This window comes from uncultured Rothia sp. (genome assembly GCF_963544205.1).
Lineage (GTDB): Bacteria > Actinomycetota > Actinomycetes > Actinomycetales > Micrococcaceae > Rothia.
This window is the reverse complement of the sequence record NZ_CAUUDY010000001.1, coordinates 109,379-129,586: the sequence shown is the minus strand read 5'-3', so window position 1 is coordinate 129,586 and position 20,208 is coordinate 109,379. Positions and strand designations below refer to the sequence as shown.

11 protein-coding genes and 1 tRNA gene are annotated in these 20,208 nt (G+C 59.3%); 6 read left to right on the top strand and 6 right to left on the bottom strand.

The features are described 5' to 3' along the window. Window positions 1-34: 34 nt before the first annotated feature. The 5 genes from RWZ58_RS00490 (at window position 35) to RWZ58_RS00470 (ending at window position 10,699) form a co-directional block, all read left to right on the top strand. Window positions 35-3,187: a UPF0182 family protein gene (locus RWZ58_RS00490; protein ID WP_314656702.1), complete on the top strand. Its 3,153-nt coding sequence runs from the start codon at window positions 35-37 to the stop codon at window positions 3,185-3,187. Window positions 3,188-3,534: 347 nt separating this feature from the next. Further along, window positions 3,535-3,611, top strand: a tRNA-Met gene (locus tag RWZ58_RS00485). Window positions 3,612-4,261: 650 nt separating this feature from the next. Then, complete coding sequence (locus RWZ58_RS00480; RefSeq protein ID WP_005505322.1) at window positions 4,262-5,497, top strand: IS256 family transposase; 1,236 nt, start codon at window positions 4,262-4,264, stop codon at window positions 5,495-5,497. Between the two features lie 104 nt (window positions 5,498-5,601). After that, the gene (locus RWZ58_RS00475; RefSeq protein ID WP_005505324.1) at window positions 5,602-6,195 is read left to right on the top strand and encodes a protoglobin domain-containing protein; all 594 of its coding nucleotides are present in this window, start codon (window positions 5,602-5,604) and stop codon (window positions 6,193-6,195) included. A gap of 2,047 nt (window positions 6,196-8,242) precedes the next feature. Continuing rightward, on the top strand, window positions 8,243-10,699 hold the full coding sequence (locus tag RWZ58_RS00470) for an S-layer homology domain-containing protein (protein ID WP_314656699.1): 2,457 nt from the start codon (window positions 8,243-8,245) through the stop codon (window positions 10,697-10,699). 109 nt (window positions 10,700-10,808) lie between these two features. Here RWZ58_RS00470 and RWZ58_RS00465 read toward each other — a convergent pair whose 3' ends face one another. The 4 genes from RWZ58_RS00465 to RWZ58_RS00450 all read right to left on the bottom strand — a co-directional run bounded on the left by RWZ58_RS00465 (window position 10,809) and on the right by RWZ58_RS00450 (window position 17,041). After that, complete coding sequence (locus tag RWZ58_RS00465) at window positions 10,809-11,573, bottom strand: PspA/IM30 family protein (protein ID WP_296548072.1); 765 nt, start codon at window positions 11,571-11,573, stop codon at window positions 10,809-10,811. A gap of 266 nt (window positions 11,574-11,839) precedes the next feature. Further along, window positions 11,840-13,906, bottom strand: coding sequence for a TPM domain-containing protein (locus tag RWZ58_RS00460; RefSeq protein WP_314656696.1), 2,067 nt, complete (start codon window positions 13,904-13,906; stop codon window positions 11,840-11,842). A gap of 253 nt (window positions 13,907-14,159) precedes the next feature. Beyond that, window positions 14,160-16,571, bottom strand: coding sequence for a non-ribosomal peptide synthetase subunit (locus RWZ58_RS00455; RefSeq protein ID WP_314656695.1), 2,412 nt, complete (start codon window positions 16,569-16,571; stop codon window positions 14,160-14,162). Between the two features lie 302 nt (window positions 16,572-16,873). Beyond that, complete coding sequence (locus tag RWZ58_RS00450; RefSeq protein ID WP_168167599.1) at window positions 16,874-17,041, bottom strand: hypothetical protein; 168 nt, start codon at window positions 17,039-17,041, stop codon at window positions 16,874-16,876. Window positions 17,042-17,439: 398 nt separating this feature from the next. Between RWZ58_RS00450 and RWZ58_RS00445 the strand changes: the two genes are divergently transcribed. Then, on the top strand, window positions 17,440-18,768 hold the full coding sequence (locus RWZ58_RS00445; RefSeq protein ID WP_314656692.1) for a trypsin-like peptidase domain-containing protein: 1,329 nt from the start codon (window positions 17,440-17,442) through the stop codon (window positions 18,766-18,768). Between the two features lie 208 nt (window positions 18,769-18,976). Here the strand turns inward: RWZ58_RS00445 and RWZ58_RS00440 are convergent, their stop codons facing one another. Together RWZ58_RS00440 and RWZ58_RS00435 are read right to left on the bottom strand one after the other, a co-directional pair. Next, window positions 18,977-19,624, bottom strand: coding sequence for a uracil-DNA glycosylase family protein (locus RWZ58_RS00440; protein ID WP_314656690.1), 648 nt, complete (start codon window positions 19,622-19,624; stop codon window positions 18,977-18,979). A gap of 1 nt (window position 19,625) precedes the next feature. After that, window positions 19,626-20,093, bottom strand: coding sequence for a tRNA (cytidine(34)-2'-O)-methyltransferase (locus tag RWZ58_RS00435; RefSeq protein WP_005508556.1), 468 nt, complete (start codon window positions 20,091-20,093; stop codon window positions 19,626-19,628). Window positions 20,094-20,208: the final 115 nt, after the last annotated feature.

Genomic DNA, 20,208 nt, shown 5'->3' with positions numbered 1-20,208 from the left:
TTATTTTCTCTGAACGTATGATGAGCGAGGAATTGTGTCTGAGTCGACCAATAACACCGCGCATCCCAAGCCGAAGAAGTCAGGCCCCAAGCGTCGTAGCCCCTTGCGGGTGACGATTGCTGTGGTGGCGGTGCTTATTGCCGCTTTTGTGGGTGCGTCTCAGGTGTACACGGACTGGCTGTGGTTTGATCAGCTGGGTTATAGCACCGTGTTCACTACCCAGATTTTGTTGAAGGCCGCCGTGTTTGTGGTGGCTGCCCTGGTGGTTTCTGTGCCGCTGTGGGCTTCGATGTCGTATGCGGTCCGTCATGCTGATGTGGAGCCCGCGTCCGAGAAGAAGCCGAAGGAGACGCCGAACCCGAATCAGAGCGTGCCGACTAGCGGCACGGATGCTGCCGAGCAGATGCTGCGTGACGTGTTTGGTCAGCAGCGTGCTGAGGAGAGCATGCGCCGCTACCACGAGAGCGTGGATAAGGCGCGTAAGGTTCTGCTGATTGCGGTTCCGCTGCTGCTGGGCCTGTTCATTGCTTCGGCGACGATGACTCAGTGGAGCACCGTCGCTCTGTTCTTCAACCAGCAGTCCTTCGGTAAGACTGACCCGGAGTTCGGTATGGATTACGGGTTCTTCCTGTTTGCGTTGCCGTTCTTCCGCATGGTGGTGACTCTGGTGACCTCCGCTGTGGTGCTGTCGGCGCTCGCGGGCGTGTTCATGCACTACTTCTACGGCGGTATTAAGGTGCAGCCGGGTGGTGTGAGCACTACCGCGGCGTTCCGCCGTCACGCTGCGATTGTGGTGGCTGCGTTCTTGCTGACTCGTGCGGTGAGCTTCTGGCTGGATCGTTATTCGTCGACTCAGCAGCAGGTGGGCCGCTGGGCTGGCGCGATGTACACGGATGTGAACTCGTCGATTCCGGTGAACGCTATTTTGGCGATTTCTGCGCTGCTGGTGGCTGTTATGTTTGTGGTGGCGGCTTCGATGAATCGTTGGCGTTTGCCGCTGATTAGCACCGCGATGCTGGTGATTGTTGCTCTGGTTGCTGGCGGCCTGTACCCATGGATTGTTCAGCGTTTCCAGGTGGTTCCGAATGAGCAGGGTGCCCAGTCGAAGTTCATTCAGCGCAATATTGATGCGACCCGTTACGCGTACGGTCTGGACAAGATTGAGACCACCCCGTATGACGCGACGATTGATACTCGTGCCGGTGCGTTGAGCTCTTCGAGCGCGACCATTGCGAATATTCGTCTGCTGGATCCGAATGTTGTGTCTTCGGCGTTTGCGCAGATGCAGCAGTTCCGTCCGTACTACCGTTTTGATTCGCAGTTGTCGGTGGATCGCTATTCGGTGGGTAATACCACGCAGGATACGGTGCTGGCGGCTCGTGAGCTGAACCCGGCGCAGACGAGCGGCGATTCTTGGTATAACCGCCACGTGGTGTACACCCACGGTTACGGTGTGATTGCCGCGTACGGTAACCAGGTGGATTCTGCGGGTAACCCGAAGTTCTTGCAGTCCGGCATTAAGGCGACCGGTACTCTGAGCGAGGATTATGAGCCGCGTATTTACTTCGGCATGAGCTCGCCGGAGTACTCGATTGTGGGCGGTAAGGGCGACACCCTGGAGCTGGACCGTCCGCTCTCTGCTGACGAGACTAACGCCTCCGATGCGAAGTACACCTTCACCGGTTACGGTGGTCCTCGCGTTGATTCGCTGCTGGCTCGCCTGTCCTATGCGATTAAGTTCCAGTCCTCTGACATTCTGCTGTCGGATGCGGTGCGTGAGGGTTCGCAGATTCTGTACGAACGCAACCCGCTGGATCGTGTGCGTAAGGTGGCGCCGTACCTGAGCGTGGATTCTAAGCCGTACCCGGCGATTGTGAATAACCGCGTGCAGTGGATTGTGGACGCATACACCACGAGCGACCAGTTCCCCTACGCGCAGGGTAGCTCCCAGGATGCGGCAACCGCTGCGGGTGCTCAGCGTTCCAACTCGGTGAACTACATCCGTAACTCGGTGAAGGCTACCGTGGACGCGTATGACGGTTCGGTGACCCTGTACGCGTGGGATGAGGAGGATCCGGTGCTGAAGGCGTGGCAGGGCGTTTTCCCTGGCACAGTGAAGAGCTACCGTGAGATGAACGCTTCGCTGATGAGCCACGTGCGTTACCCGACTGACATGTTCAATGTTCAGCGCACCATGCTGAATAAGTACCACGTGACGAACGCGAATAGCTTCTACGCCGGTGACGATGTCTGGTCGATTCCGAATGATCCGACCAATGATCGTAACCAGCCGATTTCGCCCTACTACCTGTCCCTGCAGATGCCCGGTGATTCGCGTGCGCACTTCTCGTTGACGACCACGTTCATTCCTCAGCAGAGCGATTCGAACTCTCGTAACGTGATGTACGGCTTCCTGGCGGCTAATGGTGATGCCGGTACCGGTAAGGACGGCGAGCGTAGCCCCGATTACGGCAAGCTGCGTCTGCTGGAGTTGCCGCGTTCTTCGGTGGTTCCCGGCCCGGGTCAGGCTCAGAATATTTTCAACTCTGATGCTGAGGTGTCGAACCAGCTGAACCTGCTGCGCCGCGGTTCGTCTGAGGTTATTAACGGCAATATGCTGACTCTGCCGGTGGGCGGCGGCATGCTGTACGTTCAGCCGGTGTACGTGCAGTCGAGCGGTGACGCTAAGTACCCGCGTCTGCAGCGTGTGCTGGTGAGCTTCGGCGATAAGGTCGGTTTCGCTCCGACTCTGGAGGAGGCGCTGAACCAGGTGTTTGGTGGCTCTTCGGGTGCGAAGCTGGACGGCTCGGCGGCTAGCCCCTCGGCTTCTGCCTCTGGCTCCTCTGGTACCTCTGGTTCTTCGGGCGCTGCGACCGGTGGCTCGTCGGCTTCGCAGTCTTCGGAGCTGAAGCAGGCTCTCAACGATGCCTCGAAGGCGATGACCGATGCTGATGCGGCGATGAAGAAGGGCGACTGGGCTGCCTACGGTGAGGCTCAGAAGCGTCTGGAAGCAGCCGTGAAGAAGGCTCTGGAGGCTGAGGAGGCGCAGAGCGCGGCTTCCGCTAAGGCTTCGGCAGCGCCCAGTGCCTCTGCGGCTCCGAGCGCCTCTGCAGCTCCCAGTGCCGCGGCTTCTGCAAGCGCCCCCGCAAGCGCGAAGCCCAGCGCCAGCGCCTCGGCTTCTCGCTAAGACTAAGAGGCTAAGCCTAAGAGACAGCGGGGGAGTAGCCCATACCGGATGCTCATGGGTCTAGCGTCCTCGCTCTAGATCCGGGGCCTGCACTGGATACGGCTCCTACCGACTAGCTCTAGCGGTCTCTGCGGGAACATCTCTGCGGGAACGGGGTGGAAGTGATTCACTTCCACCCCGTTCCTGTATGTTCTACCCCTGGCACTGCCCCGTAGCCCCTATTCCTACCCAACTGCTTTCTACCCAACTGCTTTCTACCCAACAGCCCCTATTTTTGTGTGCTTGGTTACAAATCGCGTTTTTGGCTTGCATGCCCGGTTTGGGGTCTGTATAGTTGTATGAGTCGCCGCGGGGTGGAGCAGTTCGGTAGCTCGCCGGGCTCATAACCCGGAGGTCGCAGGTTCAAATCCTGTCCCCGCTACCAGAAAAACCCGGTATCTCAACGAAAAGTCGCTGAGATACCGGGTTTTGTTTTGCCCTGACGAGACCGAATCCCTATGTTATTCCCTACCTTTCAGCCAAACTCAGGCCCGTCGTCGAGGTGGGGGGAGGGGGGACTATCACCCAACATCGAGGACTATCATCCAACGCCCCTTCGGGGCGTATGACTATCTTCGCTCGTGCATGATCTCGTGGGAGGGAGGTTGCAGAGGAGGATTTTCACCGCCTAATCGGCGTTGATACCGGCTGTTTACCGCCTGAAAATGCAAAAGCGGTATAGCATTTTCCCTCGTATCTCAACCGAATCCCAACCCTTTACCGCCTTCACCGCCTAAAACCGAAAACTTTTATATATACACACGCATATGTAGGAAGATGAACACTCGCGTGTACACTTTTTAGAAATTAGGCGGTAGAGGCGGCAACACACTATGTTTTGACTGATATACCAACGTTTTCGATATACCGCTTAGCCTCAAACAGGCGGTAACTAAGCGGGTTGAAAGAGTAGCGTCCCGCATAGTGGTGTAACTGTGTGGTGATCGGCCCGTTGCTTGTGATGGGTGCGGTCACCGTGTGATCCTTCGAGAAAGCTCTTCTACTTCTGACTCGAAATGATTTGGAGGCACAACGATGACCGCTCCTCATATTATCGACCCTGCTGGCATGCTTGGCGAGGCGTTGTCCCAGGCATCCCCAGATTTGATGCGTTCCTTGCTCCAGCACGTCATTAACGCGTTGCTATCAGCGGACGCTGATGCGGTGTGCGGGGCCCAGTGGGGTCAACAAGATCCGCAGCGTCACACCAGGCGCAACGGGTATCGCTACCGGCCCCTGGACACCAGGGTCGGCACCATCGACGTGGCGATCCCCAAGCTGCGCTCAGGCACCTACTTCCCAGAATGGTTACTGCAACGGCGCAAACGCTGTGAAACCGCGTTGATCACAGTGGTCGCTGACTGCTACCTGGCAGGAGTATCCACGCGCCGTATGGACAAGCTCGTCAAAACCCTGGGGATCACAGGACTGTCCAAGTCCCAGGTCTCACGGATGGCAACAGACCTCGACGAACACGTGGACCAGTTCCGCAACCGGCCCCTCCACGATGCCGGGCCTTTCACCTTCGTCGCCGCTGACGCACTGACCATGAAAGTACGCGAAGGAGGACGCGTCGTCTCGTGCGCGGTTCTGGTTGCCACCGGAGTCAACAATGACGGACACCGCGAAGTGCTGGGGGTGCGCGTGTCCACCAGCGAGACCGCTCCAGCCTGGAAGGAGTTCTTCGCCGACCTGGTCGCCCGAGGCCTGACCGGCGTGCGCCTGGTCACCAGTGATGCCCATCTGGGCCTGGTTGAGGCCATCGCCGCCAACCTACCCGGAGCCACCTGGCAACGATGCCGTACCCACTACGCCGCTAATCTCATGTCCGTCACCCCCAAAGCACTATGGCCCGCTGTCAAAGCGATGCTGCACTCGGTGTATGACCAGCCCGACGCGGCATCGGTCAACGCTCAATACGACCGGCTCTTGGACTACGTCCACGACAAGCTCCCCGCCGTGTGTGATCACCTCGATCAAGCCAGGGCAGACGTCCTCGCGTTCGCGTCCTTCCCCACCGGGGTGTGGACCCAGATCTGGTCCAACAACCCCAATGAACGCCTCAACCGCGAAATCCGCCGCCGCACCGACACCGTGGGAATCTTCCCCAACCGACAAGCAATCATCCGCCTAGTCGGAGCCGTCCTCGCCGAACAAAACGACGAATGGGCCGAAGGCCGACGCTACCTCAGCCTCGACATCCTCACCAAATCACGACTCACACCACAACCCACCGGGCAGGAGGACACCCCACTCCAACTCAGCGCATAACCCAACCCGAAGGACACAAAACGATTACACCACTCCACAGGACTTGGCCTGAGCAAGAGCACGTTCTACAATTGACGCATAAGTTCAAGTTCAAGGAGGTTCGCATGACCGCTTACGACCACTCGTCGGGGTACACCTACGGCACCGATGCCGTCCCCACGTCTCCGCTCACACTCGAGGATCTACGCCAGATTGAGGCCGCCGCGCACGTCCAGCCCGGTGACGCAGAGCTGCTCGCGCGAGCAGAACCCATCCTGGCGCCGCATGCCATGGAAATGGTCGACACGTGGCGCGGGATTTTGGCTCAAAAGACCTACCTGGCAGCACATTCCGCGCATCCGGATGGACAGCCGAACCCCGAGTACGCGCAGGCGTCAAAGCCCCGATTCGCCCAGTGGATCATCGACATGTGCACGCGCGAGCGGGATCAGGCGTGGTTGGACTACCAGTACCTGATCGGAGCTCGACACATGACCGCGGCGAAGAACGCGGCGGATGGGGCGGACTCGACGCCATTCGTGCCTCTGCGCTACGTGCTCGCCTTCATCGCGCCGACTGTGGAGGTCGGGCACCGTCTCCTGGCGGAGGGCTTCGAGGGCGCAGAACTGGACGCTGTCCGTGACGCGTGGACTCGCGCTGTGACTGTCGCCGTGACAGTGTGGGCGTATGCCTACCGCGATCACCCCGAGCAATTCTGATCCGGCGCTCGCCACCTACGACTCCCCCATCGGCCGCCTCACGCTTGATAGCGGTGTATTCGTCTTTCGCACTCTCTGACTGCTCTCCCTGGAAGCCTCAGTGGCTTCCAGGGAGAGCTTTCTTTCTGGGTTATAGGACACTACGTGTTGCTGGTTGGGTGACTTTTCGGCTTTCTGGTGCGGGAAAGTCACTCTTTCAGTTGGTCGTGTTTGCCTCGTTCCTGTGAATACTGCATCGTGCTCTGTGTGTGGCTGCCCCATGATCCGTCACGGTAAGAAGTCAACAGGAGGTCCTTTGAAGATCGCGGTGGTAGAAGTCCGCTCATCATCAAGGACCTCGACCTCTACCCACAACCCCCGACCAATACCTGGTCACCCACACTCAACTCGGAAGAGCCGGAAATAGCCTTCGTGATAGCGGAATAAAACGAAGGTGTGGAACTTGCAAGGACCGATCTCAAACTGGGATTCGATAGAACAGTTTAGCAAACGCTGACTTCGCTTTGCCGTCACTTGGAAACCTATCCGTTGGAAGTGCAGCTATCCTCACATACGCTTTTCCAAGCGAAGTATAGCTATGCACGTTTCACCGACGTTAGTAAAAACCCCGAACTTATCGCAGCCAACAGAAACCCGGTAGAAAATATATAGGAGCCAAAGGTGGCGCCTTTTAAAATCCAAGTCGTGGGAACGACAGCAAACAAGATCGGTGAGGTCGCAGGTTCAAATCCTGTCCCCGCAACGGATAACTCCCGATAGCTTAGCTATCGGGAGTTTTTTTATTCCCTAAAACCCGTACTCCCGCCGACCTGTCTCCTTCTGCTGTCCTCCCGTCACCTTCCGACCGCCGGTCTGCCTTCTTTCGCCACCTTCCTGCACCTTTCCTGTCGGCGACCTGTCTTCATTTGCCGCCTACTTTTCTTCTTCTTGTGCTACCTTTCTGCCGCCTGCTGGGCGGCTTTCTTTATATCTCCTGCCTCTCCGTATCTCCTGCCTTCTGTAATCTGCGGAGGGGGTCTTCTGAACCTTGTCGGGGCGGTGCTTCGGGGAGACTGATGGGGGGGGGGGGCAGCCTGCTGCCCCTTCCGGGGTGCTTGAGGTGGATCTTTCGGCCTCTCGAAACCCCTCTTGAAACCTCCTCACGGAATTTCATAGAACCGTCGTGAAAGTACCCTGGACTGGTTTCGGAACGTCTCCCGATGCGTCTTTCGAGGTATTCCTCAGTCCGTCTATCGGGGCTTCAAACGGGTGTGCTCATGGGGGTGGTGGAGCCACTTCCGAGTGGTTATGGGGGGATGGCTTTGAGGTTGCTGCTTTTGGGGGCTCTGAAATGGGGTCTGACGGGGATTTGAAAGGGGTTCTGAAGGAGGCTCTGGGGCGGGTCTCAAGGACCCAACGAGGGGTCCAAAAGGGTGCCTGAGTGGGGGAGTGGCGAGGGGGATATTTTTGCCTCAAAGTGCATTCTCAAAGTGGAATATGCGAAAGGTGTCTATATTCCGGGCTTGGAAATCACCCGTTTTACCCCGGAATTCCGCGGTTTTTGGCAAAAATTGGGCTTCGAGTGCAACAATTCACCCCGAAAGTGATTGTAATCACATACGAAACATTCAAGTTAATTGTAGAGTTTTTTGAAACTCTTTCAAAAAACGCTCAAAAACCCCGGAAAATCAAGGAAAAATAGCCCATTCAACCTCTACTTGAGGGTGATTCAAGTTAAACTAAAAGCTTAGAAAAAGCTCTTGTTAAGATTGAATCTTGTTCGATACCCAAAAATAGCCCCAAAAAACCGCTGGAAAAGGCTTTTTGACCTGGTAGCTTTGAGTACGTGGTCACCGCGGTCCGCCGCGTAGCTCTCCGAAATGAATACTGCACCCCTCCATCACACGAGGACGTCCCCGCAACACACACGGGACGGTTACTGGACTTGCTCCATGCGGCATCACATTCGCAAGCCGACCGCCTATAGGCTTCTCACCTATAGACCACCTATCACTCAACCACTCTCGGGCGTCCGCGCCCCACGAAACACCAACAACGAGGACAACCCATGGCACTTCGCCCCCGCACCGTTAAGGCTGGCTCTCTCGCAGCCATCGCCGTACCCTCCGTGCTCGGTAGCACCCTGGTAGCACCCGCTTCCGCATTCGCACCCGTCGTTCAGGACATCCCCGGCGCAGCTACCCAGGCTCCGAAGTCCCTGTTCACCTCCACCGTGCAGCCCACCCTCTCGCAGGTTGCTGTGCAGATTCGCCAGCAGGCAGAACAGGCAAAGCAGACTCAGCAGGCTCCCGCAACGACCGCGGTTCAGCCCATCCAGAAGACCTACACTGCTCAGGCAAGCCCCTCGGCTACTTTCCAGTCCGCGCAGGCTACCCAGGCGGCTCAGCCTTCCGCTCAGCCCACCCTGGCACAGGTTGCCCAGACCCCTGCAGCTACCCAGAACACTGCAACCCCCGCCGCTCAGCCCGCGCAGACCGCACAGGCTACCCGGGCAGCATCCGGTGTGGCGGCAACCCGCACCAACCAGACTTTCCTGTCGTACACCTCCCCGGCTGGTACCACCTCGCAGTACCACGTCTACGCTGAGGGCGTGGACTTCTCCAAGCCCGTTGGTGTTGTCTTCTACTTCGACGGCGACTACTGGCGCAACGACCAGTCCAAGGTCTACGACCCCTCCGGTGAGCTGGCTCAGATGGCTGCATCCGCAGCGGCACAGAACATGCTGTTCGTGCCCGTCATCTCCCCGGACGCCAACCGTTACGATGCTGGCGTGACCTGGTGGGAGGATATGGAGCGCAACGGCGAGTTCTTCCGCTCCTTCGCGTCTTCCTTCATCGCGGCTAACGGCGTGGATTCCTCCAACGTGTGGACCATGGGCTACTCCGGTGGCGCTGAGTTCATCACCTACGAGCTGAACACCAAGCCCCAGACCTGGCGCAACGGCGGCGGCTCCATCATGGTTGCCGGCGGCGGCCTGGACGAGGGTACCCCCTCGGCTGCGCTGAAGTCCCAGCCCATGTTCTGGTACGCAAACTCGAACGACGGCACCGGTGAGACCTACCCGCAGACCTGGAGCGCACGAGGCGCCGTTGAGGGTGGCTACAACGCCTACCGCAATGCTGGCTACACCAACGCTTCCGCGACCGTTCTGAACGGCTCGGGCCACTTCGACTACAACTTCTCCGAGATTCTGAGCAACTCGCTGACCAAGGGTAAGGCAACCGCCGCTCCCAAGGTCGAGCAGAAGGCAGAACAGAAGACCGAACAGAAGTCTGAGCAGAAGCAGAACAACGCTCCTCGCGCCCGCACCATGAGCTCCGCAACCTACCAGAGCTACACCTCCCCGGCGGGCACCACCTCCCAGTACCACGTGTACGCGAACAACCTGGACTACTCCAAGCCCGTCGGCGTGGTCTTCTACTTCGACGGTGACTACTGGCAGCGTGACGAGTCCAAGGTCTACACCCCCGACGAGGGCATGCTCGCGGCAATGGGTAAGATTGCTAACGCCCGCAACATGGTCTTCGTGCCGGTCATTTCCCCGGATACCAACGCATCCGGTGCCGGCATCACCTGGTGGGAAGACCTGGACGCTAACGGCGAGTACTTCCGTTCCTTCGCGAAGTCCTTCGTCAGCGAGAACAACCTGGACGCTTCCCAGGTGTGGACCATGGGCTACTCCGGTGGCGCTGAGTTCATCACCTACGAGCTGACCGACCACAACACCTCCTGGCGTAACGGCGGCGGCTCCATCATGGTCGCCGGTGGCGATTCCGACGGCTCCGTGGACGCTGACGCAACCACCAAGGCATCCCCGATGTACTGGTGGGTTGGCGCGAAGGACACCTCCGGTAACACCTACCCCGTCACCTGGAGCGCACGAGGCGCCGTCGAGTCCGGCTACAACGCATACCTTGGCGCAGGCTTCTCTGACGCCCGCGTGAAGCTGATTGACGGCTTCAGCCACCACGACTACGACCTGCCGCACATCCTGGCGTCCTCCCTGGACTTCGCCGGCAAGACCCCCGCACTGGGCTACAGCGACCTGTCCGACTCGAACCCGAACTACAACGAGATCAGCTGGAACTCTGACCACCGCATCATGCTCGGCTTCGCGGACGGCACCTTCCGCCCGAACGCATCGGTCAACCGTGCGCAGCTGGCAACCTACCTGTACCGCGTGGCTGGTCGCCCCGCAGTGAACGCACCGGCTGTTTCGCCGTTCAGCGACGTTCCGACCAACCACCCCGCGTACAAGGAGATTTACTGGCTGAGCCAGCAGGGCATCAGCGGTAGCGACTTCCGCCCCCTGGAGGCCGTCACCGAGTCCACCATGGCTGAGTTCATGTACCGTGCGGCCGGCTCCCCGGCACAGGCTCAGGGCGGCTACGCGTCCCAGGCCCTGGCATGGGCTGCCTCCAACGGCATCGGTACCGGCTCGACCTCCTCGGCAGCCATCACCCGCGACGCAATGGCAGGCTACCTGTACATTTACGCGAACTAGGCTCGCACCCCTTAACGCAAAAAGAACCGCCCCGTTCCTGAGGTTCAGGAACGGGGCGGATCTTTATAGGTTTAGCTCAACGCTAGACCAGGCTTAGAAGGTCCTAGGCTTAGAGGGTCTGGGTGGGGTATTCCACGGCCAGGGGCTCCGGAGCTGCCGGAGCGTTCTTTGCCTTCAGAGCTGCCAGGCGAGCGTCCAGCTCGGTGTCGCGCTCCATCTGGTCCAGGGTGTTGAACTGAGCGTCCAGGGAGGAAGCTGCCAGCTCCTGCTGACCGATGACGCGTGCCTCTTCGCGGCGAACCTTCTCTTCGAAGCGGCTCATCTCGCTGGTCGGGTCCAGAACGTCGAACGCCTTCAGAGCGTCGTTCACCTGGGTCTGAGCTGCTGCGGTCTTCTGACGTGCGGTCAGCTCATCGCGCTTGTACTTGACCTCTTCAAGCTTGGAGCGCATCTTCTCCAGGCCGTCCTTGAGCTGGTTGACAACCTGAGTCTGAGAAGCCAGCTGAGGCTCAACAGCCTGTGCAGCCTTCTCAGCCAGCAGCTGCTTGTTCAGAGCGATCTTAGCGAGGTTGTCGAACTTGTCAGCGTTGGCAACGTCGCCAGCTGCGCGGAACTCATCAGCCTTGTTAGATGCAGCCAGAGCCTTGGTGCCCCACTCCTGAGCGGTCTTGACGTCCTCAGCGTGGTCCTTTTCGAGCAGTCGCAGGTTGCCGATGGTCTGTGCTACTGCAGCCTCCGCCTCGCGGATGTTGTTGGTGTAGTCACGGACCATCTGGTCCAGCATCTTCTCCGGGTCCTCGGCTGCATCAATCAGAGCGTTGATGTTTGCCTTAGTGAGCTGTGCAATACGGCCGAAGATGGTCTGCTTAGCCATAATCTCCTACTTTCTGTTCCACGGGCTGCGGGGGAGCACTACGCTCCTCGTGAGCCGTGCCCGTATAACTAATTATGTGGCAGATTTCTGGGTGCATGCTGTGAAAATGATGCACGCCTGATTTCTGCAACCTAAACTTTTGGTAAATTGCCTCGGGTGCTTTCCAACTGGGGAAGAAAGCGGTGAGGCGAGCTACGTACCCCGCCGGTCAGCCTGCAGAAAAACCTGTGAAAAACCAACCGGCAGGATTTGTAGCGTGGAGGCGGTTAGAAGCTGCCGCCGTCACCGCCGCCGCTACCCCAATCGCCGCCTCCGCTGAAGCCGCCGCCCCAGCTACCGCCGCTACTACCGCCACTGCTGTGGCCGCTACTGCTACCCCAGCTACTGGTGCCGGAGTTAATGGCGGTCATCAGAGCGCCCAGCAGCAGGCCCTTCGCCAGGTCGCCACCGAAGCCGCTACCGCCTCGGTCGTTCTGGTTGTTGTAGTAGTTGCCGACCTCGCTCTGAGCGCGGTTCTGTGCATCGGTCGCCTTCTGGATCGCCATATTGGCTTCCTTCATAGCGTTCAGCGGATCCGAAGAAGCCAAGCGCTGAGCCTGACCCAGGTGACGCTCCGCCTCAGAAACAGCGGTCAGAGTCATCGGGCCCACCGCAGCGCGGCGGTTATTGATGTAGCTACGCGCACCGTTCACCGCAGCGTACGCAGAACGCATCGTACGATCCAGATTCTGCGAAGCCGCGCGAGAACGCTCGCGGGTAGCACGCATATTGGTCATCGCCTTATCCAGCTCAGCGGAGAGCTGACGCAGCTGGTTCGCCAGAGTCAGCGGGTCATTCGGGCGAGCCGAAGCGCTCTGGTTGACCTGGTTGAGCACCGCCTCCATACCGGCGGCGACCGCACCCAAATCATCGCGACGCTGAGACGCCGCGAGGCTCTTCGCCTCCGCCACGTCACGCTGAATGCTCAGCAGGTCGGTGCTCAGACCCAGCTGAGCCTGCTCCAGCTCCTGCGCGCGGGTATTGACCGCAGCACCCAGAGCCTGAATCTGCGAAGCAGCTTCCTCTGCGGTGCGCAGGTGAGCAACCGCCTCCGAACGGGCAGTAGCAACGGTAGCCTGAGCCTTCTCAACCTCAGCAGCGCACAACACCATGTTCGAGTCCAGCAGGGTAGGAGTCTTCGAAATGGGCTCCAAAGCGCTGGGCAGGTAACGTTCCTTCAAAGCGCGGTACTGGGCGGCAATCTCCTCCACCGAGGCACGCAACTGCGGCAGGCGCTGAGCCAGAGCCTCAATAGCCTGTGGTGCCTCCTGCTCCAGGTTACGCAGCTGAGCCAGCTTAGCGTCCTGCTCCTGAGCAATGCGGGTGACTTCCTGAGAATTATCGATAATCTCAGTCAGCCACGCACGCTGTTCAGCTTCGGTATCGGGAATGCTGTCGGTCAGAAGCTGCTGACGCTGGAAGGACTTACGCATCAGATCCTCAGCACGCGCAATCTCCTGCGCGAACTCAGCGACCTGCTGGTCCGTGTACTGGGCGCGCGCAAACTCCAGCTCCTGCTTCGCGTGGCTCATCGTGGTATCAGCCTGCAGCAGGGCGCTACCTGCTCGGGTACGCAACTCTTCCAGCGGAACCTCGGGAATGGGGGAGTAGTTACGAGGCGCACCGTAGGAACGCTGAGGCTGCTGCTGAGCGTTCTTCTTCTTGCGGCGGCGGTACATCGCGTAACCGCCGGCACCAACAGTCGCTGCCGCACCCACACCGAGCACACCGGTCACCACGCCAGAAGAGCTACCGCCCTTCTGAGCCTCGATACCCTCAATCGCGGCAAGAGCCGCACCCGAATAATCGCTATTCTGCAGCTTCGGTTTGATGTAGTTCTGGTACACCTTCGTCTGCTGATCGCTCGACAGGGTCTTCGTGCTACCCGCCAAGAAATACGCCTGGCGAGTCTCAGTAGCAATCACCAGCACCACATCGGCAGAACCCCAGTTGTTCTTCGTGGCAAGCGCCTTCGTCCAGCTCGAAGAAGTAGACGGGTTCTCAAACTTATCGATGGTCACCACATGCAAATCCACGTTGTGCTTCTTCGACAGCGCCGAAATCTTAGACTTTAGGGTAGCGGTATCACCCAAAGACTTCGTGGAATCGTACACGGTGGTGCCCGTAATCTGCATCGGGTCAGCAGCCTGCGCCGACGTGCTCAAAAATGCAGAACCAGCCGGCAAAACCACCGGGGCACAAGAAAGACCTGCCGCCAGCACTGTGGCACCCAAGATAGTGCGCAGGCGAGGGCGTGCGGGACGAATCTGACGCGCAAAGGCGTGCTCGGTCATGGTCTTTCCTCCGTTGTCGTGAAGTATGAATGGACCTGCACTTCACGGCGTGCTTGTTCAACGCACACCTTAGTGCTGGTCACATTATTAGTGTAGCGGTGGCACACGGGCACAACGGCACAGATACGAGAATATTGCGCCGCTGTTTGCCGACCGTTTACCGACTTCCCAGGCTTTATACAGGAAAGCCGGTATATAGGAAAGCCGGGGTCTAGCCTCACACCAGACCCCGGCCCACCGGCTATTCAGCTAGTTAGCGTCGACGCGCAATCTGCAGATTGCTCATCAGATGCTCCACCACCTCCGCGGCATCAACATCGTGGATACTCTGTGCTACGCCGTTCACCACCTGCACCCGCGAAGACGAGGCGAACATCCAGCCTAAGAACTGCACAGTATTCAGCAACCTAGAACTGCGATCTGCCTGCTCCCGCATCTGCGACCACAGGATGCGGGGGACCGGCACGTCACGACCCCTATACTCCCGGGAGCTAGCGTGAGCCTCCAGAAGCTCAGCGAGCGCCTCAATATTTTCGCTCAGCTCCTTCAAATCCTCATCCGCGGCAGAGGGACCGACGAAATGCCGATCAACCAGGCTCAAAGGCATGTAACCGCTACAGCTACTCACCCACGCCAGCTTCAACCGTAGATTCTGCAGACGAAGCACCTGCCGTAGAAGCCGCGAATGGGTGCGCAGCACTGACAACGGCATGGAAGATAACCTTTTCTCCTCCGAAAGCAGACCCTCGGCACCCTCCCCGGAAAACGCCTTATACGGATCCGAGACGCCCACCAGAAGCACCGGTCCCTCGTAGTGAACGAACGCCAGAACCTCGGGCACACTCGAGAGGGAACGGATGCGCTCGCCAATGGTCGGAAGATCCTCCCCATCGGGGGCGTACTGTTCGCGGCTGAACATCAACGTCTGGATAGGCTGCTCGGCAAGGTCGGGCGAGTCATGAGCAAGCGCCCGCAAATCGGTCACAACCTCCGCCAGAACGCCGTCCTGCTCAACCTGCAGAAGCTCCTGGAGAAGCTCAACGACAGAGCGAGCCTGCAGGGTCAAAACAGCGGCGCAGAACTCCGCATCCTGAAGCTCAAGACGTACCTTCTCCAGGCGCTCTTCCAGTGTGGACTGCACGCCCTTGAGCTCAAACTCGCTCAGCAGTTCCGGGCGGAGCATGCGGTGCGTACCATCCTCGCCAGGACGGTAGAAAAGCTCGCTAAACTCCAACGTAGACTGCACACCCTTCAACGCCCGCTCTCGCAACTCGGGCAGAACGTCAAAGGCAACTTCCGCCATCTCATTCCAGACCTTGGCCTCATCGAGATTCGAATCCTTACGAACAGTCTTCTTCCAGGTCTCGGCAAGCTGCATGGCGCGATCAAAATCGCTCAGCTCCACAAAAGCCGCCAGCTTTTGCGCGCTCTCACGCAGATAACGCACCGCATACAGGCGGTCGCTCAAAGAATCCGGGAGAGTATCCTCCAGCAGGCGCCAACGGAAGGTACGCTCAAAGCACTCCTCGGTCAGGCTAATGACGGCGGCGCTCAAAGAGAGCGCGTGATCACGGGCAAAAGCGAAAGAGCCCGGGGTATCCGCCAGACGAGGCAGGGACGTGTAGAACTCCAGCGCCCCGCTCAGCTTCAGTCGAGACTTCCGAATCGTCTCTTCCAGCTCGGCGGCAAGCACCGCGCGGTCAGCCTGGGCAGTCTCCTTGAAGCTGTGTAGCGGGGAAACCTGCGCACGCTCCAGCGTCTGCAGGTTCATGACCGCACGCATGAGGTAGTTCTCCAGGATCCTGACCTGCTCCCAGCGCTGACGCTGATTCAGCGGAACATGATTCTCCTGCGTGCCGACCAACAGATGCTGCGGCACACCGCTAATCGACGGCAACGCAAAGACCTCATCCTCAGATTTACTGGCAGAAAGCACCATGGGGTAGCGGCTGCGCTGTGCGTTCTCTAGAGGGGGAATGAGCTTGAAGTTGGTGCTCAAAGAGAATGGGTCGGAGGGTGCCGGGTTACTCTTGGGAGTCTGCTGGGCGGCCTCCTGTTGCGGGCGCTTTTCAGGCTGCGCCGGGGTGTTCTGGGGCATGCTCTGTTGCTCCTGGCTTTCTGCTGAATGGTTCTGCCCCGAAGATGAGTCGGCGCTGCCCGCCTGCATTGGCTCCAGTGGGGACGGTGCCGCCACCGGCTGAGGAGGCTGAGGCGAGGGCGCCTGAATCTGCTGGGGGAGCGGGGACTGCGCCTGGGGCGTTGCAGATACCGGGGCCTGCGCGGGGTTCGGTACCTGGTTCTGAACAGGATCCTGCACCGACTGCTGATCGCTACTGCTGGGCTGTGCCGGCTTCGGCTGGTAGTGCATCGGGTAGCTCACCGCGCCCTGTACCTGCTGAGGCGGCATCTGCTGAGGCGGCATCTGCTGATTGGATACCTGCTGATTCATCGCCTGGTTCTGCTGCTGCTGTTGCAATACCTGCCGCCTAATCTCACGCGCGCGACGGCGCGACGGGCTCAACGACGCAAACAACGCCACCGCCGCGCAGATCAGTACAAACAAAAGTAGCGCGTACAGGCGGGTTGCGCCATCCAGCGAAGATGCCACCGCCGGTAGGGTCGGCAGCGCGCCAACAAGAGCGAAAACAGCAGAAATAATCCTCATGACTTCACCATAACCCAGCTGGCTCCTGAACGCCCCCGGTACCGTTGCCTTACCGCATACTAAAAGGGAAGTAGCCGGGGTGCCGGGTGCTCTCCGCCAGCGCCTCCCGCACCCGCGTCACAGTTAAAAGACGATGCGGCGCAAGCCCTCATGCAGGGGCTCACGCCGCATCGATCATCACTCAACTCACTATCACACCCGGGTCGGTCCTCACACCGACCCTTCGGGACATACTGGGGATTCTCGCCCCTCCGGTGCAGGGCTCTCATCTCCTGCTCCGGAAAACTATCAAACTTTATGCGCTACCTGCCGGCGGTCAATGCGTGGGTGGCAAGCGGCTGCGCCAGCTCGGAGGCCTTCTCTGCACGATGACGGCGGTACACCATTCCCGAGCAACAAGCCACAATACCCGCACCGATACCGATGGAGCTTGCCAAGACCGCACAGAAAATCAGGGTTCCGATCATCATGGGTTTCTCCTCGTGTTTGTCCTTTGCATTGGTTTTCGTTCCTAGGTGTTTTCTCGTTCCTACGTGTCTTCAACATTACGGACCGACTCTGTGCTGAAGCTGTGTATGCGGACGCATCATGCTGTGTAAACCGTGGAGAAAAACTGGGCGCTTTAAAAGAGCAGCCTGAGAGCGACGAAAAATAGCGAACAAAGCCTAGAAAATAACGCTAACTTCTGCGGGATGGTAGAGCGCCCCATGCCAGTGAATCTGCACCGAGTGAAAAAAATGGGAGAAATTCCCAGGGAACTCCCCGAAAACCAACAGCGAAAAGATATCGAACGCCCTAAAACACCCTCTACAGTAGAAAGATAGCGTGCGCCCAGGGTGACGCATACGCACGACTTCTAGGAGAGCTCATGACTCAAAACAACGGATGGTCTTACGGCGGCAATGACGGCGTCACGGACGCAACCCGTCCCATGCAGAACGTGAACGGACAGACAGGCTACCAGTCCGCAAACCAGCAGCAGGGTCAGAACGCATACCCGCAAGCATATGCTTCTCCCGGCTACACCTACCCTCAGGCAGCTGCCGCTCAGGTTGCTGCGGCACAGTCTGCGCCCCAGGACACCAACAATAACAAGCGTTACGGCGCAGGTGTTGTGCTCACCGCAGCTCTGCTCGCAGCCCTCGTTGGCGGCGGCGTCGGTGCGGGCGTCGGAGGCGGCATCGCGGCATCGAATAACAGTTCCACCAGCTCATCCTCCCGCGGCTCCGTTAGCTCCAATATCAGCAACTCCTCCACCGTGGCAGGCGTAGCAGAAACCGCGAAGAAGGTCCTGCCCTCTACCGTGACTATTGTTGCTTCGAACGGTTCCTCCTCCGGCGGCGGTAGTGGCGTCATCCTCGACAAGGAAGGCCACATCCTCACCAACCACCACGTGGTCACCCTCGAATCTTCCAGGGAAGCATCCACCATTGAGGTGCGTCTGAGCGATGGCACCGTGCGCACCGCATCCGTGGTGGGCCTGGACGCAGCCGCTGACCTGGCGGTCCTGAAGATTAGCCCCTCCGGCCTGGACCTGCAGCCCATCACCTGGGGCGACTCCTCCAAGCTGGTCTCCGGCGAGGCCGTGGTTGCCCTCGGCGCGCCGTATCGCCGTAGCGAATCGGTGACCTCCGGCGTGGTGTCGAACGTCAACCGTGTGCAGCCGGCTGACGCAAAGGGCCAGAACTACATCCCCATGATTCAGGTTGATGTGCCCATCAACCACGGTAACTCCGGTGGCCCGCTGGTGAACCTCAAAGGCGAACTGGTCGGCATCAACGCACAGGGCCAGGCAAGCCAGGACGGTGGTGCCGCTGACGGTATGGCGTTCTCCATTACCTCCAACTACGCCAAGCGCATCTCCTCCGAGATCATCGCCAAGGGCAAAGCAACCCACGGCTACCTGGGCGCGAGCGTGAAGAACAGCCCCGCAGACACCGGTTCGGGCTCCTCCAAGCTCATCCCCGGTGGCGTTGAAATTGCCTCGGTGGAGTCTAATAGCCCCGCCGCAAAGGCAGGTCTGCGCTCCGGTGACGTAGTGATTGAAGCCGACGGTCACGCCGTGAATAAGAGCGAAGAGCTCAACGGTACCGTTCGTGCCGCGGCGGCAGGCTCCGACTTGAAGCTGAAGGTCAAGCGCGGCTCCTCCACCCAGGACATCACCGTGACCCTGGGCGACGCCGACAGCCAGAAGTAAATAGCCAGAAGTAAAACGCACTCTGCTCCTGAACAGGTAGAAGCGCGATTGGGAAACACCCGCTCAGCCGACTCTACCGTTCAGCAGGACTAACCGCTCAGCAAGAGTGCCACCTGGCGTAACGAAGAAGCTCCCACCCCGTATCTGGGGTGGGAGCTTCCTTTCGTTAGTACAGCAAAATGCATTGGTGCCGCAGAGCGGGGGTGGGTCAGGCGCCCTCAAGAACCTCGCCCACGCGCTTCTGCAAAGCCGGGATAACCTCCTGCTCGAACCACGGGTTCTTCGCCTGCCACCTAAAATTCAGCGGCGAAGGATGCACCAGCGGCAGAAACTTAGGAAGATAAGACTCCCACGCACGAACTGTCTCCGTCAGGTTCTTCTGCGCCTTCGGGGCGTGCACACCATCCAGGTAGTGCTTCTGAGAGTACGCGCCCACCAGCAGAATCAGCTGAACGTTCGGCATGAGCTCGAGCAGCTGCGGATGCCACTTCGGCGCGAAATCCTTACGCGGCGGGTTATCGCCGTGCGCGCCCTTACCGGGATAGTAGAAATCCATTGGCAGCAGCGAAATCAGCTCGGGGTTATAGAACTGCTCATCCGTCACGCCCATCCACTCGCGCAGCTTCACACCGCTTGGGTCATTCCACGGGATGCGGCTCTCCTGCGCGGTGCGCCCAGGCGCCTGACCAATCACCACGATGCGCGCCTTCGGGGACGCCGAATAGACCGGCTCCCAACCCTGCTCCGTGAACTCCCTATTCTGCGGGTCCTGGCGAATCTGCTCAGCCAGGGGAGGGCGCGTCTCCAGAATCTGCTGAACCAGAGGCCCCGACAGATTATGGTGCGCAACAGCCATGCTAGATGGCGCCTCCCTCAAAACCGTTCTGACGCCACGCCTCAAAAATTGCGATAGACGCAGAATTAGCCAGGTTCAGCGAACGGCGGCCCGGCTTCATCGGAATCTTCACGCGCTCGGTCACGTGCGGGTCCTGCTGAACCTCAGCGGGCAGACCCACCGACTCCGGGCCAAACATGAACACGTCACCCGGGCGGTACTCAATATCCGCATACGAGGTCGAGGCTGTCGTCGTGAACGCGAAAACACGCTCCGGGGCAAGGGCCTCCCACGCGTCCTCAAGGGTCTCGTGCACCGTCACCACCGCGAGGTCGTGGTAGTCCAGACCGGCACGGCGCAGGTGCGCGTCATCAAAGTTGAAACCCAGCGGCTTCACCAGGTGCAACTCAGCGCCGGTAATCGCCGCCAAACGGATAGCGTTGCCGGTATTGCCGGGAATTTCAGGGGTATAGAAAAGAATCTTGAACACGTTCCTAAGTGTACCGCGCAGCCTACGGGTAGCATCGGGAGTAGCGCCCGCCGACCCACCCACTCGTGAACACGCCTAGAACAGCCCGGACAGGGCGCGATAAAATAAGCGAGGC